Annotated in this window: 11 protein-coding genes; 7 read left to right on the top strand and 4 right to left on the bottom strand. The window is 65.1% G+C overall.

Annotated features, from left to right (window positions below; translation table 11 throughout):
- Window position 1: 1 nt before the first annotated feature.
- Genes CLG96_RS07425 through CLG96_RS07405 form a run of 5 tightly spaced genes read left to right on the top strand, consistent with a single transcriptional unit; the run spans window position 2 to window position 5,246 of the window.
- Window positions 2–1,375 carry a GNVR domain-containing protein gene (locus CLG96_RS07425; RefSeq protein ID WP_107967210.1) on the top strand — a complete coding sequence of 458 codons (1,374 nt, stop codon included), beginning with the start codon at window positions 2–4 and terminating at the stop codon, window positions 1,373–1,375.
- Window positions 1,372–2,280 carry a CpsD/CapB family tyrosine-protein kinase gene (locus CLG96_RS07420; protein ID WP_107967209.1) on the top strand — a complete coding sequence of 303 codons (909 nt, stop codon included), beginning with the start codon at window positions 1,372–1,374 and terminating at the stop codon, window positions 2,278–2,280. The genes CLG96_RS07425 and CLG96_RS07420 overlap by 4 nt, the downstream gene beginning before the upstream one ends.
- On the top strand, window positions 2,273–3,160 hold the full coding sequence (xrt, locus tag CLG96_RS07415; protein ID WP_107967208.1) for an exosortase: 888 nt from the start codon (window positions 2,273–2,275) through the stop codon (window positions 3,158–3,160). Before CLG96_RS07420 ends, xrt begins: the two co-directional genes overlap by 8 nt.
- On the top strand, window positions 3,157–3,852 hold the full coding sequence (locus CLG96_RS07410) for an exosortase C-terminal domain/associated protein EpsI (protein WP_107967207.1): 696 nt from the start codon (window positions 3,157–3,159) through the stop codon (window positions 3,850–3,852). The genes xrt and CLG96_RS07410 overlap by 4 nt, the downstream gene beginning before the upstream one ends.
- A gap of 35 nt (window positions 3,853–3,887) precedes the next feature.
- Complete coding sequence (locus tag CLG96_RS07405; RefSeq protein ID WP_107967206.1) at window positions 3,888–5,246, top strand: UDP-glucose dehydrogenase family protein; 1,359 nt, start codon at window positions 3,888–3,890, stop codon at window positions 5,244–5,246.
- Window positions 5,247–5,441: 195 nt separating this feature from the next.
- Here CLG96_RS07405 and CLG96_RS07400 read toward each other — a convergent pair whose 3' ends face one another.
- Window positions 5,442–6,452 (bottom strand): glycoside hydrolase family 5 protein, encoded by a 1,011-nt coding sequence (locus CLG96_RS07400; RefSeq protein WP_107967205.1) that lies wholly within the window; start codon window positions 6,450–6,452, stop codon window positions 5,442–5,444.
- A gap of 515 nt (window positions 6,453–6,967) precedes the next feature.
- On the opposite strand from CLG96_RS07400, the gene CLG96_RS07395 reads away from it, so the two are divergent.
- Window positions 6,968–8,128 (top strand): GumK N-terminal domain-containing glycosyltransferase, encoded by a 1,161-nt coding sequence (locus CLG96_RS07395; RefSeq protein ID WP_107967204.1) that lies wholly within the window; start codon window positions 6,968–6,970, stop codon window positions 8,126–8,128.
- Window positions 8,129–8,142: 14 nt separating this feature from the next.
- On the opposite strand, the gene CLG96_RS07390 is transcribed toward CLG96_RS07395, so the two are convergent.
- The 3 genes from CLG96_RS07390 to CLG96_RS07380 form a co-directional block, all read right to left on the bottom strand.
- Entirely contained in the window at window positions 8,143–9,372 is a 1,230-nt protein-coding gene (locus tag CLG96_RS07390) for a glycosyltransferase family 4 protein (RefSeq protein ID WP_107967203.1), read from the bottom strand.
- Window positions 9,373–9,553: 181 nt separating this feature from the next.
- Complete coding sequence (locus CLG96_RS07385; protein ID WP_107967202.1) at window positions 9,554–11,338, bottom strand: cellulase family glycosylhydrolase; 1,785 nt, start codon at window positions 11,336–11,338, stop codon at window positions 9,554–9,556.
- A gap of 557 nt (window positions 11,339–11,895) precedes the next feature.
- The gene (locus CLG96_RS07380) at window positions 11,896–12,630 is read right to left on the bottom strand and encodes a sugar transferase (protein WP_279330571.1); all 735 of its coding nucleotides are present in this window, start codon (window positions 12,628–12,630) and stop codon (window positions 11,896–11,898) included.
- Window positions 12,631–12,952: 322 nt separating this feature from the next.
- Here CLG96_RS07380 and CLG96_RS07375 point away from each other — a divergent pair, with 322 nt between their 5' ends.
- A complete protein-coding gene (locus CLG96_RS07375) occupies window positions 12,953–14,899 on the top strand; it encodes a WecB/TagA/CpsF family glycosyltransferase (RefSeq protein ID WP_107967200.1) in 1,947 nt (648 codons plus the stop codon).
- The last annotated feature ends 16 nt before the right edge of the window (window positions 14,900–14,915 follow it).

Here is a 14,915-nt window from a genome sequence, read left to right as displayed (position 1 = left end):
AATGAACTACGCTGATTTCATGGCGGCCATGCGGCATCGCTGGAAGCTCGTGCTGGGATGCCTGATGGCGACGCTGTTGGTGATCGCCGTCTGGACCTTCTTCTCGCCCCGCATCTACGCCTCGTCGGCGACATTGCTGTTCGACAGCCTCGCCAGCGAGGCGGAAGGCGGCGCCGGTGCCGCCCCGCCGATGGCGATGGCCTCGGTGCTGGGCACGCAGGCGGATATCATCCGCAGCGCGCTTGTCGCCTCGCAGGTGGTGCGCAATCTCGAGCTGGAGCAGAGCCCCGCCGTCATCGCGCGCTGGACGGATGCGACGGGCGGCAGGGGCGACATCAACAGTTGGCTGGTCAATTCGCTGCTGACGAATCTGACGGTCGTTCCGACGCGCAACACCAATGTGATGGCCGTCCAGTATCAGGCGAGCGATCCCGAATTCGCGGCGCTGGTCACCAATGGCTTCGCGGATGCCTTCGTCAAGACGCAGCTCAGGCTGCGCACCGAGCCGGCCAAGGTCTATTCGGACTGGTTCCAGGACCGCACGCGCGACGTGCGCGCGCGTTATGAGGAGACGCAGGCGCGGCTGACCCGTTTCCAGCAGGAGAAGGGGCTGATCGGGGGCGAGAAGCTCGATGTCGAGCTGAGCCATCTTGCTGAGCTTTCGAACCAGCTTGCGGCGGCCGAGGGGGCCGCGGCGGACGCCCGTGCGCGTGCGGCGGGTGGAGGCGCGATGTCGCCCGAGGTCCAATCGGCGCCCGGCGTGGTGGGCGTGCGCGCGGCGGTCGTAGCCAAGGCGGCGGAGGTCCAGCAACTCGAAACGACATTGGGCCCGAACCATCCGCAGCTCATCACCGCGCGCGCGGCGCTGGGCGTGCTCAACAGCGAGCTCAACCAGGCGGTGGCGGCGGCAACGCGTTCGCTGCAGGTGGCGAGCAGCGCCGCCCAGCTCCGCGAGGCGGAACTGCGCGAGCGGCTGGCGGCGCAGCGGCAGCAGGTGCTGAAGCTGTCCGGCGTCCAGGATCAACTCGCGGTGCTGCAGCGTGACGTGGATGCGGCGAAGCTCGCCTATGACAATGTGACGCAACAGTTGAACGGGGCGCGGCTGAAGTCCGAGATCCCGCAGACCAATGTCAGCATTCTCGACCGGGCCGGCGTGCCTTTCTATCCGGTGAGCCCCAATGTCGCATTGCGGCTGATCCTTGGCCTGCTGCTCGGGCTGGGAATCGGCATCGGCTTGGCGGCGCTGCTGGAATGGCTGTCGCCCCGCGTCAGGAGCTCGGCGGGTCTCCGCGACAGCGTCGGCCTTTCGACGCTCGTCGACCTCGATGAACATCGCCGGTCCCGCAACCAACAGGCCCGAGGAGCCGCGGCATGAGATTGCGATCATCAGTCAGCCATATCGAGGAGGAAGCGCCGCAGACCGGGGAGGCGGTGACTCCCGTCTCCACGCTTTCCCGGCGCCCTCGGATCGGGGAACTGCTCGTCCAGAATGGCGTGCTCAGCGAAGAGGATGTCGCCAAGGTGCTGACGGCACAGGCGCAGACGTCCCGCCTGTTCGGGGAGATATGCGTCGATCTCGGCCTGTGCAGCCAGGATGTGGTGAAGGAAACACTCGATCGTCAGCTCAATTTCCACATATTGGCTCCCGGCGACGAGCGCGTGTCCGATCAGGTCGTCACGGCCTTCGGCGCGGATCCGGAGCTTGCCGAGGGACTGCGTTCGCTGCGCGCGGCGCTGCTGGGGAAGAAGACGGCACAGGGCGATCTGAATGCCATCCTCGTCATGGCGGGTGCCGACGAGGCTACGCCGGTCAGCCTGATCGCGGCCAATTTCGCGGTCGTGGTGGCACAACTCGGCTATCGCGTGCTGCTCGTCGACGCCAATGTGGCGCAGCCGGTCCAGCACCAGCTTTTCAGCGTCGCCAATCGCCGGGGCGTGACCACGCTGCTTGCGGGCGAGCAGGAGGAGGAAGCCGCCATTTCTACGACGGCGATCCCCAATCTCGCGCTGTTGCCGGCGGGGCCGCCCGTGCCCCATCCGGCGGAACTGTTCGAACGCGCGCCGCTGGCCACGCGGCTGCGCCCCTTATCGTCGCGCTACGATCTCGTCTTGATCGATGCGGGCACGGAATCGCCCGACATCGTGGCTTCGCTGGCGAGCGGATCGGATGGGGCGGTGACGGTGGTGAAGCGGCACCGGACCGCGATCCGGCAGGTCCGGCGGCTCGTCGGCCATTTCGCCGATCGTGGGGTTGCGACATTGGGCAACGTACTTGCCTGAGGTCGCGCTTCCCAAGGCGCCGGCGGCATCCGGCGGGTCGGTGGCGGGGCTGTTGCGGGCGGAACTGCTGCTGCCCGCTCTGTCCATGGCCCTGCTCTATGCACCCACCGTCCGGACGCTCGCGACCGGGCTGTGGCAGAGCGAGGACCATGCCTATTCGCCCTTCATCCTGGCGGTGGCGGGCTGGCTGGCCTGGCGGCGATGGAGGGAGGGGCTGCATATCGGCGGCGCCGGGCTGCCCTTCCTTTTCCTGCTGCTGGCCGGGCTCATCATCCATCTCTGCGGCCGGCTACTCGGCAATATTTCGGTGGAGACGGCCTCGGTGCTGTTCGTCCTGCCGGGGCTGCTCGGCTGGATCGGCGGCTGGCGGCGCCTGGTCGATCTGGCCTATCCGCTGCTCGCCTTGCCGTTCGTGGTGCCGCTGCCCGGATCGCTGATCGTGGCGCTCACCTTCCCGCTCAAGATGGCGGTATCGAAGATCGCCGCCTTCGCGCTGCATCTGGCGGGGATGCCAGTGGCGCGGCAGGGAATATTGATCGAGGTCGGCAATTACCGGCTGCTCGTGGCGGATGCCTGTTCCGGGCTCCAGTCCATGTACAGCCTGGCGGCGTCGGCGGTCGTCTATCTGGCGCTGGCGCGGCATCGTTCGCCACTGAGGGTGGGGCTGATCCTGCTGGCGGTCGTGCCGATCGCCTTTGCGGCCAATGTCGCGCGGGTCGTGATCCTCGCGCTCATCACTTATTATCTGGGGGATGCGGCGGGGCAGGGTTTCCTGCATGGCTTTGCCGGGATCGTGATGTTCCTGATCGCCTTTGGCGGGCTGATGCTGTTCGATCGGATGCTGGGGTTGATCGGCTTCGGCAGGGAGAAGGCGGCATGATCAGCCGGCGGACGCTGATCGGATCGGCGCTGTGCCTGTCGAGCGCGGGGTTGGCGGCGGCGATGCCGACGCCGGAGGGGCGGCCGATCGACAAGATCGATCTGGCAGGCGCCACGCCGCTCAGCTTCGGGCGATGGCGGACGGACGGCAATCTTCAGCCGGTGCTGCCCGACGAGAATGAGCAGCGGACGATCGCCCAGGCCTATGACCAGAGCTTCTCGCGTGTGTATCGGCGGGAGGATGGGGCGGTAGTGATGCTCGTTATCGCGCATGGCGGCATGCAGACGGGCATGCTGGCCATCCATCGGCCGGCGACTTGCTATACGGCTCAAGGGTTTACGGCGATGCCACGGGTGCCGGAACGCTTGCCCGCGCCCTTTGCCGACATCGCGGCCGAGCGCATGTTCGCGGTGCGCGACGAGCGGCAGGAGCCGATCCTGTTCTGGATGACGATCGCCGGCCGCCAGACCGGCTTCGGCCTTGCCCAGAATCTGGCCGTGCTGCGCGCGGCATGGCAGGGCGAGCCGGCGGAAGGCTTCCTGATCCGCGCATCCACTTTCGGACCGGACCGGCCGGACAGCTACCGGCTTTTGGCCGAGTTCATGGCCGACCTGCTCACCGCGGTGCCCCCCGCGCTGCGGCACCGGCTCAGCGCAGCGCCGGCCGTGGCCCATTCCCTTTCCGGCAATTGAAGTCCATTGTTGCACCAGCAAAAGGGCGGTTGACCATGCGCATCACGATGATCGGCACCGGCTATGTCGGGCTTGTTTCGGGCACCTGCTTTTCCGATTTCGGCCATGAGGTGATCTGCGTCGATAAGGATGCGACCAAGATTGCGCGGCTCGAGGCGGGGATCATGCCGATCTACGAGCCGGGGCTGGATGCTTTGGTCGAGAGCAATGTGCGCGCCGGGCGGCTGTCCTTCACCACCGATCTGGCGCCCGCGGTGGCCGCCGCCGACGTGGTGTTCATCGCGGTCGGCACGCCGTCGCGGCGCGGCGATGGCCATGCCGATCTGAGCTATGTCTTCGCCGCGACGCGCGAGATCGCCGCGGCGATCAGCGGACCGACCGTGGTGGTGACCAAATCGACCGTGCCGGTCGGCACGGGCGACGAGGTGGAGCGCATCATCCGCGAAGTCGCGCCCAATGCGCGGGCATGGGCCGTCTCCAATCCCGAATTCCTGCGCGAGGGCGCCGCGATCGAGGATTTCAAGCGGCCCGACCGGATCGTCGTCGGCACCGATGACGAGATCGCGCGCGCGATGATGGGCGAGGTCTATCGTCCGCTGTCGCTCAGCCAGGCGCCGCTGCTGTTCACCGGCCGGCGGACGAGCGAGCTCATCAAATATGCCGCCAACGCCTTCCTCGCGACCAAGATCGGTTTCATCAACGAGATGGCGGATCTGTGCGAGATGGTCGGCGCGGATGTGAAGGACGTGTCGCGCGGCATCGGCCTCGACAATCGCATCGGTTCCAAATTCCTCCATGCCGGGCCGGGTTATGGCGGCTCCTGCTTCCCCAAGGACACGCTTGCGCTGCTCAAGACGGCGGAAGATTTCCAGTCGCCGGTGCGGATCGTCGAGGCGGTCGTGCAGGCCAATGACGCGCGCAAGCGGGCGATGGGCCGCAAGGTCATCAAGGCGATGGGCGGCGACGCGCGCGGCGCCACGATTACGCTGCTGGGCCTGACCTTCAAGCCGAACACGGACGACATGCGCGACGCGCCGTCCCTCGCGATCGTGCAGGCGCTGCAGGATGCCGGCGCCCATGTGCGCGCTTATGATCCGGAAGGAATGGACCAGGCGCGCGCGCTGCTTCCCGATGTGGAGTTCGCAGCGGATCCCTATGCGGCGGCGGAAGGGGCTGACGCGCTGGTGATCGCGACCGAATGGGACGCCTTCCGCGCGCTCGACCTGCAGCGGATTGCCATGCTGCTCGCCCGGCCGCTGCTTGTGGATCTGCGCAACATCTATCCGGCGGCCGAGGTGGAGCGCGCGGGGCTCGCTTATCATGGCGTGGGCCGGCCGCAGCATGAGCCGGCGGCGGAGGTGGAGATGGTGCCGATGCTGCGCGGGGCGGCATAGGGCGGGAGGGGCATCGATTTCCTTGCCCCGGCCCGACTTTCCTCTGAAGCGCCCCATCGCGCTCAGGCTGATCTCGTCGAAGCCTGTGTCGAGCCTGTCGGTGACGTACGAGGCTCGGCACCCTTCGACAGGCGCAGGGCGAGCGCGGTCAGCTTAGCTGTCATCCCTGCGGAGGCAGGGGCGACGGTTTTGGGGCTAGCGGGGGCGGGCGTAGCGCATCAGGAGCTTGAGCTGGGGCGTTTCTTCCTTCGCACCGTCCCTGGCGGAGACGTTGAAGGGATATTTGCCGAGCCAGGGACCGCCGGCCCAATAGGTCCAGCCGAGCCAGACATCGTCATTCTTCGTCAGATGGGCGAGCACCCGTTCCAGCGCGCGCAGGCAGACCGGATTCGTGCTGACGCCGAATTCGCCGAGGAAACCGCGATAGCCATGCAGCCGCAGCCAGGCCGTGACCGGCGCGATCTTCTCGACGCCGATCGTGGCGCTGCGGCAGCTCTTGCTGGTGCCGGAGAAATTATGGTCGAAATATTGATGGACCTCGACCGCAATATTGTCGCCCGGATCGGACAGCGTGCGGAAGGCGATGGCGTTGGTCGAGCCGCCACGCCTGCTGAACCAGCTATGCGCGCCCGTCCAGGCAATGCCGGGCACGAGGATCAGGTTGCGCGCGCCCGTGGTGCGGATCGCGTCGATCGCCTCCTGCGCCGCAGAGAACCATTGGGCGGAGGATATGCCGTGCGGCTCGTTCATCAGCCCGAACAGGACGCGGTCATTGCCGGCATAATGGGTGGCGAGTCTCTGCCAAAAATCGGCGAAGGCCGCGCTGGGCAGGCCGGGCGAGCCGATCAGCATATTGCGATAGCGCGCATAATTATGGGGATCGAGCAGGACGGTGCCGCCGCGCGCGGCGACATGATCGACGACCGCATCGATGCGGGCCAGCTCTTTCTTGTCGAGCGGCCCGCGCAGCCGGGGTTGGAGCCTTTCCCAGCGGAAGGGTAGGCGGATGCTGCTGAGCTTGCGCGACAGGAAATAATCGAGATCGGCGGGGCCGGGATAGACATAGTCGACATGCGGCTTGGCCGGTATGCGGCGGGGATTATATTCGGCGCCCGACAGGTTCACCCCGATATAGGGGGCGGCCGTCGCCGGGGCGCAGCCGGCGAGCAGCGCCAGCGCAGCGAGGAGGGAGGCCGGGCGTGCCATGCGCGGGCCGGGCGTAATCGCCCGCCGGCCATGGTCGCACCCATCCGGCCGAAGCGGAGGATGCGCAGTGCGTAGTCCCGGCCGGCATGGGTAGCGAAAAGCGCGGCGAAGGTCGAAGCATAAGCGAACGTGCCCGACAGGCGAAATTTCGGCAGCGGCGCCGAACCCGCCCTGTTGAAGCATGGTCACGGAGGTGGAGGTCGGAAATATCATCGCTATTATACCGAAGTCTTTCGGACGTAAAATTCTGGATATAACAAGTATAGTCGCCGATTCGAAGGAGAATCGCGCGATCCGGTCTGAGCGGGTGAAAAGCGCACCGCTGATCGCGGACTTGTAAAAGTCGGCTGCCATGGCGTTACTTATCCTTTCTTCTGCGCTCAATGGCCATGCTATCGAGGCATTTGATTTGCTCTAAGTAATTTCCGTCGGAAGGCCATTGTGGGAAGAACAATAGACCGAGTGTTGAATAGATGCCTTCCAGGAAGCGGCGGGCAGGACGGACGGAGGCCAAGATGACGCCCAAGACGACGGACGCAGCCCCCCGGGCCGTTCTCTTCACCCAGCAATTCGTCGGGCTGGGGACCCGCAAGACGGGCATGGTCTTCTGGGCCGAGGCGCTGGCGCGACGCGGCTATGACACCTATGTCGTGACGACGCAGCTTAGCTGGCTATCCAAGCTCGGCAGCAATGCGCGGATGAAGCAGGTCGACCGATCCGTTTTCAATCGCTGGCGCGACTGCGGCGAGCGGCTGCACGGCTATGTTTGGCTGCCGCCATTCCATCCGGCGAGCGTGGGCCAGCCGATGTTGCAGCAGATCAGTGAGCCGGTGTTCGGATTCTATCCCCGGCTGCTGCCGGCGTCGGTGTGCGACAAGGTGGCGGGCGCCGATCTGGTCGTAATCGAAAGCTGCGCCGCCGTGCTGTTGTTCAACCGGCTGAAGCGGATCGCGCCGCGGGAGGCGCGCTTCGTCTATTGCGCGAGCGATCGGCTGGAGACGGTGGGTATGCATCCGATGCTGCGGGCCGCGCTGGACCGCACCGCGCGCCATTATGACCTCGTCCGCGTGCCCGCCGAATCGATGGCGGCGGATTTTCCGAGCGCGGCACGCGTCGCCTTCATCCCGCACGGGATCGAGAAATCCGTCTTCTACGATCCGGGCGAGAGCCCCTTCGAAGTGCCGGGGCCGCATGCCGTGGTGGCGGGCGACATGATGTTCGACAGCGAGAGCTTCGGCTTCATGCTCGATTCCTTTCCCGACGTGACCTTCCATGCCTTCGGCATGCGGCTCGCTCAGTTCGCGGATCGCCCCAATCTGCGCAATCATGGCGAGGTGCCGTTCGCGGACCTCGCCAAGCGGCTGCAACATGCCGATGTGGGCATCGCCGCTTATATCGACCGGCCGGAAGTCCATTATCTGGCGCAATCCAGCCTGAAGCTGATCCAATATCAATATTGCCGCCTGCCGACCGTGGCGCCGCATTTCGCCATCGCCGGGCGGCCGAACGTGATCGGCTATACGCCTGGCGACCGGTCATCCGTGATCGGGGCTTTCAGGGGCGCGCTGGAGCTGGATCGATCCGCGCTCGACAATGCGTCCATCGCAGATTGGGATACGGTGATCGGCAGGATGCTGGCGGGGGCAGGGATCGGCCAGCGACCTGTCGCGGCATAAGCCGGCCGGGCGGATCAGGCCATCGCCGCCCGCGGGCGATGGTCGGTCGGCAGCGGATAGGGGCGCAAGGGGCCGCTCGCGGCGGCGGCCGAAAGCCTGCTCCCGGCGTCGATCACGCCGCGGCAGAAGGCCGGCCAGTTCAGGCTCGTCTCGTAACGATTTCGCGCGGCATCGGCCATGCGGACATAAGTGCCCCAATCCTGAAGGACGCGCATCATGGCGTCGGCATAGTCGGCGGGAACCGCGCTGATCGGCAGGCAGATGCCGGTCACGCCATCCGTCACGATGGTGGGGATGCCGCCCACATCGGTGGTGACGGACGGCACGCCGAACGCCGCCGCCTCGCAGAAGACATGGCCATAGGCTTCGAGCCGGGAAGGTACGAAGAGAAAGTGCGACCGCTTCAGATGGCCGAGATATTCGGCCAGTTCCTGGGGCTTGCGCTTGTCGAGATAGGGAATCACCCGCGCCCAGCCGGGCAGATCGACCGGCGGCGTGCAGCCGATGACGAGCAACTCCAGCGCGATCCCGCGCGCGGCAAGCTCCCGGCACGTCTCGACCATCACCGAGCCGCCCTTGCGGGCCCAATCGACGCCGACGAAGCTGATGCGCAGCGGCGTGGCCACACGGGCGCGGATCGACGACATCGTCTCCTGGCGGGTGGGCTCGACGGGGAGGTTGGCGCCCCAGGGGATCATCGCCAGCTTGGACCGCGGAATATCATGGCGCGTCGCGATGCAATCGAGCGAGCGCTGTGACGGATAGACGCAGAGCGAGGCATTGGTGAAGGCGGCCTGCTCCTGCGCGAGCGCCTGGGCGACATATTCCTTCGCCGGCGGCCGCGCCTCATAGGCGAAATAAGCGAGCCGCTCGTAGAATGTCTGATCGTGGCTGAGGATGATCGGCGCGTCCACATCCAGCATCGTCACGGGAGTGCTGTGCGGCGAGAAGACGAAATCGACCCGCTCGCCGGCGATACGCTGCTTCAGATCACGAGCCATGCGGCGCAGCGCATTGGGCGTGCGATCGGCAGTATAATATTCGCCGTTCAGCCGGTGAAGGATCGACTGGAAGCGCAGCAGCCGGGACCGGGGAGCACGCAGCGGAAAGGCATCGATCAGTTCGCAGCCCAGATCGAGAAAGCCCTTGCGTATCGCATAGGGTGCGCCCGACGAATATTGCGGATCCGTCGCATCGTCCAGCGATGCGAAGGCGATCCTGATTCCCCGATAATCCCGCGTCATCCAACTGCCCTTAGGTGCGGCTGCTTTCCAGCATCCGATCCTTCGCCGGGAAGGGTATCGCTGCTGGCGGGCGAATGTGGGAGAGCCACCGGACGCAGGCAATGTCGTGGCAATCAGGACGTATTATTCTCTCCGAAGGCTTGCTGGGGGGGGCGCCCGGGCAAGCCGAAGCGGGCGGCGGCTACAATATTATGTCGGCGGCGTGGAGCGGCTGGACGATGCCGTCCAGATGGATCGCGAAATCCGCGATCTTGTCGCCATTCACATCGCCCTGGAGCATGGTCTGGCCGAGTGCCCCGCCGGAAGGGCCGCGCGTCACGAAATTCAGCTCCCCGGCATGGCCGGTGAAGGCGGAGCTGCCTATGAAGCGGAAGGGCTGATTGCCGCCGGCTTTGCCATCCGCATCGATGCCGGACAGATCGATCCGATCGGCGTCGAAAGTGAAATCGCGGATATGATCGCTGCCCGGCCCGCGGCTGTCGGCCGGATCGTCAAAATCGAAAATGTCGTGGCCGGCGCCGCCGGTCAGCCTGTCCGCGCCGCCGCCGCCGTTCAGAATGTCGTCGCCCGCGTCGCCGTCGATCGCATTGGCCGCGCCATTGCCCGTGATCCGGTTGGCAAGTCCGTTGCCGGTGCCGGAAATCGAGCCGGCGGAACGCAGTCGCAATTCCTCGATATTTTCGGGCAGCGTGTAGGAGATGGTGGTTTCGACCCGGTCGCGTCCCGCATTGGCGACCTCGATGACGAGATCGCCGCCATTGTCGATGAAATAGATGTCGTCGCCGGCGCCGCCTTCCATCCGGTCCGCGCCGCGGTCGCCGTTCAGCTTGTCCTTGCCGTCGCCGCCGAACAGCCGGTCGTCGCCGCCATGGCCGCGCAGGCTGTCATTGCCGCCGAGGCCATGGATGATGTTGGCGGCATCGGTGCCGGACAGCATATCCCCCTTGTCCGCTCCCTTGATCTCCGATCCGTCCGGAGCGGGAGCAGGGGGCGGGGGCGGAGCGCTCGGCGCGGGCGGCAGCATCATATTGCCCCCCGGGACGATGGGCCCGCCATGGAGATTGCCGAGCAATATGTCGAGCTGGGGATTGGGCTGCCCGCCCGAGCCGACCAGCGCCATGGGATAGGCGCCCCACCAGGGCCCCGCACCCCAATAGGTGCTGGAAATATTATTGGCGGCCAAGGCATCGATGAAATTGTCGAGCACCGTCAGCCAGCGCGGATCATTATTGGGCACGGCGAACTCGCCAATGAATCCCTTGGACCCGGTGGCCTGCAGCCAATCCAAAAAGGGCTTGAGTCGATCGACGCCCGTCATGGGCGTGGCGCCCTCGTTGTCATAACTGCCTGAATAAGTGCCGGAGCTATTCTTGTCGAAATATTGATGCGCTTGATAGATGATCTTGTTCGCCGGATCGGAGATACGCAGATTGGCATTATATTTCTGCCAGCTATGCGCCCCGGACCAGCCGTCGCCCTCGACATGGATGTCCTGCGTGCCATCGACGCGGCGGATCGCGTCCACCGCCGCCTGCGCCGCCTTCGGCCAGCGATCGGCCCCGCCCATATTGTGTGGCTCGTTCATCAGATCATAGCCGGCGAGCGCCGGCGAACCCCTCAGCTCTGTGGCCAGCTTCTGCCAGAAATCGGCAAAGCGCTCGGGGGTGACGGAGCCGCTGCCGATCGTCACGCCCTCGTATCGGCCATAATTATGGAGATCGACGATCACCTTCATGTTGAGCTGCGCAGCATTTGCGAGAAAGTCCTTCAGCCGGCCGACCTCGGTCGGGTCGAGCGGGCCGCCGAGCTGCGGCTGCATTCTTTCCCAGCGGAAGGGGAGACGGATCAGATCGATGCCGCGATCATGATAAAAGGACAGATCATGCAATGACGGATAAATATAGTCGGACCCGTGGCGTCCACCTCCACCCCCGAATTCTGCTCCAGAAAGATTGACACCAAGCATAGGCCGCACCTCGCATCACAGTGAACAGTCTAAAGACGGGCACGCGACAGCACGGTCATGACCAAAAGATTATGACCATTCTCTAATGTAAGAAAGAAGATGTGAGGCCTAGTATAAGGCCCTAGTCTGTACCAACTCCCTGCTTATCTTGTCCTGCCCCGTATTGGATCGAACTTATTTCTACTAATCTTGTGCAGTGCAACGGGGAGAAGGGCATTTGGTCGCAAAAGCGGGGTTGCGTGCTGCGATTCGTGTCGAGAACGAGACGAGTTGAATCACGGTGGGCAAATGGCGCACCGACATTTTCCGTCAGGGCCAGCTTTTCGGTGCTTTTCCTGCATCGTCGCGCGGCGCGGAGAGGGGGCGGTCCGGGACCGTGCGGGCGCGCGAAATCGAGAAACCTGAATTGCATCGCCCGCGCTCAGGCTGCGCTTGTCCAAGCCGGTGTCGGGCGTAGGGGATATGGCGCGGGCGCCCTTCGACAGCGGCTCAGGATGTACCTTCGGCAAGCTCAGGGGGAGCGCCGGCGGCTTTGGCGAGCTCGGCCCAGCGGCCCCTCAATAGGCCTGGTCGTCCCGGCCGAGCAGGGCGATGGTGCGGAACATGACCTTGATATCCAGCGTGAGCGACCATCGCTCAATATAGTCGAGATCCGCCGAAATTCGTTCGCGCATGCATTGCAGCGTATGGACCTCGCCGCGCAGGCCGGAAACCTGGGCGAGCCCGGTGAGCCCCGGCCGGACGCTGAAGCGCTGCCCATATTCGGCGATGTGGCAGGCATAATAGGCGTCATGCGCCAGCGCATGCGGCCGCGGGCCGACCAGCGACATGTGTCCCAGGAGCACGTTCAGCAATTGGGGAAGCTCGTCGATGCTCGTTCGCCGGAGGAAGGCGCCCGCGCGCGTTACCCGCGCATCGCCGGACGTGGCTTGCACCACTGTGCCGCCATCTTCCCTGACCGTCATCGTGCGGAATTTGAGGATGCGAAAGGTGCGGTTTCCGCGTCCCGTCCTGCGCTGGATGAAGAATATGCTGCCGGGGCTGTCCAGCTTGATCAGCAGTGCCACGAACAGCATCAGCGGCATGAGCAGGAGCAGCAGCGTCAGCGCGATGCCGATGTCCAGCAGCCGCTTGCAGGCGATATGCCCGGCACTTCTGCGTAACCCGAAGGGCGCGAGCCCGGCCGGTGAAACTGTTCTTCCCTGAATTCCGGGTTCGTGAAGATCGGCGCCCCTTTGGGCTGCATCCGATAGCGATGACCCGAACGTCGTTGTCGGTCCTACTGTTGCCACGATGGCTTCCCCCAAGGTCTATCGCCCCTGCGCACCAGTTCTGGACGGCGTCTGTGGAGCGGCCTGCGAGACCTTTTTCGACGATCTTCTTCTTATCACCTCGGTAGGGATGCGATGTCGTTCGCGGTTTTTGCCCCAAACAAAGGCGAAATAAGCAATCGAGACATAATTGTTCTATCCTGTTAATACAGAAGTAAAAAACTGAATCATGTCGCTATGCAATTTATATGTCATGGTCATATGCCGCTCCATGGGTAGATATACGGAACGGTACTAATACCGGCTAATTTATCAAAATTGCCGATATGATCTGACGAAGTCAGTGGTTGCAATCTATTCAGCCGCTTCTGGGGAGATATGCATCGTGCATATTGTGCATATATGCCGGCAATATTATCCTGGGATAGGAGGGCTTGAGGCGGTGGTGGAGGCGTTGGCGCGCGAACAGCTCGTCGCCGGCCATATCGTCCGCGTCGTCACGCTCGACCGGATCTTCGGTGCGCCGCATATTTCGGTCGAAGCGCAGGAGATTCTGGGCGGGATCGAGATTGTCCGCATCCCCTTCATCGGATCGGAGCGCTATCCGATCGCGCCCGCGGTCCTGCGCCATCTGAAACCGGCCGATCTGGTGCATGTCCACGGCATCGATTTCTTTTATGATTTCCTGGCGCTGACCCGGCCGATCCATGGCAAGACGCTGATCGCGACCACCCATGGCGGCTTCTTCCACACCAGCTTCGCATCGCGGCTGAAGAAAATATGGTTCGCGACGATCACGCGGGCATCCGCGCGCAGCTATGCCGCGATCGCGGCGTGCAGCCTGCCCGACGAGGCGATGTTCCGCAAAGTGGCGCCGCGCACCACCCGGCTCGTGGAAAATGGCGTCGATACAGCCAAATTTCGCGGCGTGGCGGCGGTGGGCCGGCCCTCCATGATCTATTTCGGGCGGCTCGCGCCCAATAAGGGGCTGGAGCGGATGCTGCGCTGGTTCGCGGCGGTCCGCGCGCGCGCGCCGGAATGGACGCTGATCATCGCCGGCAAGCCGATGGGCGTGACGGCGGCCGGGCTGCGCGCGCAGGCGGCGGAATTGGGGATAGAGACGGCGGTGACCATCCTCATCTCCCCGCCCGACGAGACGCTGAAGCGGCTGATCGGCCGATCGAGCGTCTATGTCTGCGCATCCCATTTCGAGGGATTCGGCCTGGCCGCGATCGAGGCGGCCGCGGCGGGCCTGTTCCCGGTGCTGAGCAGAGTGCCCGCCTTCGAGGCGACGATCGACCGGATCGGCATGGGCATGCTGATCGACTTCGACGATCCGGCACGCGAGGCGGGCCGCTTCCTGGAGCGGTGGCAGGCGCGGTCCGATCCGGAAATCCGCGACATGGCCGAACGGACCGTTGCCGATTTCGGCTGGCGGCGCGCGGCGCGGCAATATGAGAAACTCTATCGCGACGCGCTCCACGGCCGGCGCCAGATCGGACAGGTGGCGATCGATGTGCTGTCACGCCATGCCGCGTTGAGGCGGATCCGGGGCTATCTCGCCTGCGGCGCGCCGCTGATGGTGGCCTTCTGCAACGCCCATTCGGTGAACAGCGCGCGCACCGACCCGGCCTTTGCGCGGGCGATGGGGCGGGCGCTGGTGCTGAACGACGGGATCGGCGTCGATCTCGCCAGCCGCTGGCTGTTCGGCCGGCCCTTTCCGGACAATCTCAACGGCACCGATCTGGTGCCCGCGCTGCTGGCGGCGGAGAGGCGGCCGCTGCGCCTGTTCCTGCTCGGCAGCGCGCCGGGCGTGGCCGAGCGGGCGGCGGCGGCGCTGCGCAAGCACTATCATCACCAGATCGTCGGCGTGCATCATGGCCATTATGACGCCGCCGAGGAAGAGGTGGTGTTGGCCAAGGTGATCGAAGCGAAGCCCGATCTGGTGCTGGTGGGGATGGGCCATCCCCGGCAGGAATTATGGGCGGCGGCGTATTGGGAGCGGCTGCCCGCCGTTACGATGTGCATCGGCGCTTATCTGGATTTCGCGGCCGGGGTCGTCCCGCGCGCGCCTTCATGGGTGCGGCGGGCCCGGATGGAATGGCTCTACCGGCTATGGCAGGAGCCGCGCCGCCTGGCGAAGCGCTATCTCGTCGGAAATCTGAGCTTCCTGTTCTTCGTCGCGCTCCAGCGGCTGAGGGGCGCACCGCCGCTCGTCGGGTCGCGCGCGGCCGGGCCGGCGCCGGCAACGACGATCGCCGTCCGGCCGCGCATCGGGATGCGGGCCTGACGGGGCGATGATTTAC

It is taken from the genome of Sphingomonas oleivorans (genome assembly GCF_003050615.1).
GTDB lineage: Bacteria > Pseudomonadota > Alphaproteobacteria > Sphingomonadales > Sphingomonadaceae > Sphingomonas_H > Sphingomonas_H oleivorans.
Note: the sequence above shows the minus strand (reverse complement) of the source record. Positions and strands in the feature narration are given on the sequence as shown.

Excerpts from the sequence above, each read along its gene's own strand:
- CLG96_RS07390 (WP_107967203.1), bottom strand. The coding sequence starts at position 9,372 with ATGACGCGGGATTATCGGGGAATCAGGATCGCCTTCGCATCGCTGGAC.
- CLG96_RS07400 (WP_107967205.1), bottom strand. The coding sequence starts at position 6,452 with ATGGCACGCCCGGCCTCCCTCCTCGCTGCGCTGGCGCTGCTCGCCGGC.
- CLG96_RS07425 (WP_107967210.1), top strand. The coding sequence starts at position 2 with ATGAACTACGCTGATTTCATGGCGGCCATGCGGCATCGCTGGAAGCTC.
- CLG96_RS07405 (WP_107967206.1), top strand. The coding sequence starts at position 3,888 with ATGCGCATCACGATGATCGGCACCGGCTATGTCGGGCTTGTTTCGGGC.
- CLG96_RS07420 (WP_107967209.1), top strand. The coding sequence starts at position 1,372 with ATGAGATTGCGATCATCAGTCAGCCATATCGAGGAGGAAGCGCCGCAG.
- CLG96_RS07395 (WP_107967204.1), top strand. The coding sequence starts at position 6,968 with ATGACGCCCAAGACGACGGACGCAGCCCCCCGGGCCGTTCTCTTCACC.
- CLG96_RS07410 (WP_107967207.1), top strand. The coding sequence starts at position 3,157 with ATGATCAGCCGGCGGACGCTGATCGGATCGGCGCTGTGCCTGTCGAGC.
- CLG96_RS07385 (WP_107967202.1), bottom strand. The coding sequence starts at position 11,338 with ATGCTTGGTGTCAATCTTTCTGGAGCAGAATTCGGGGGTGGAGGTGGA.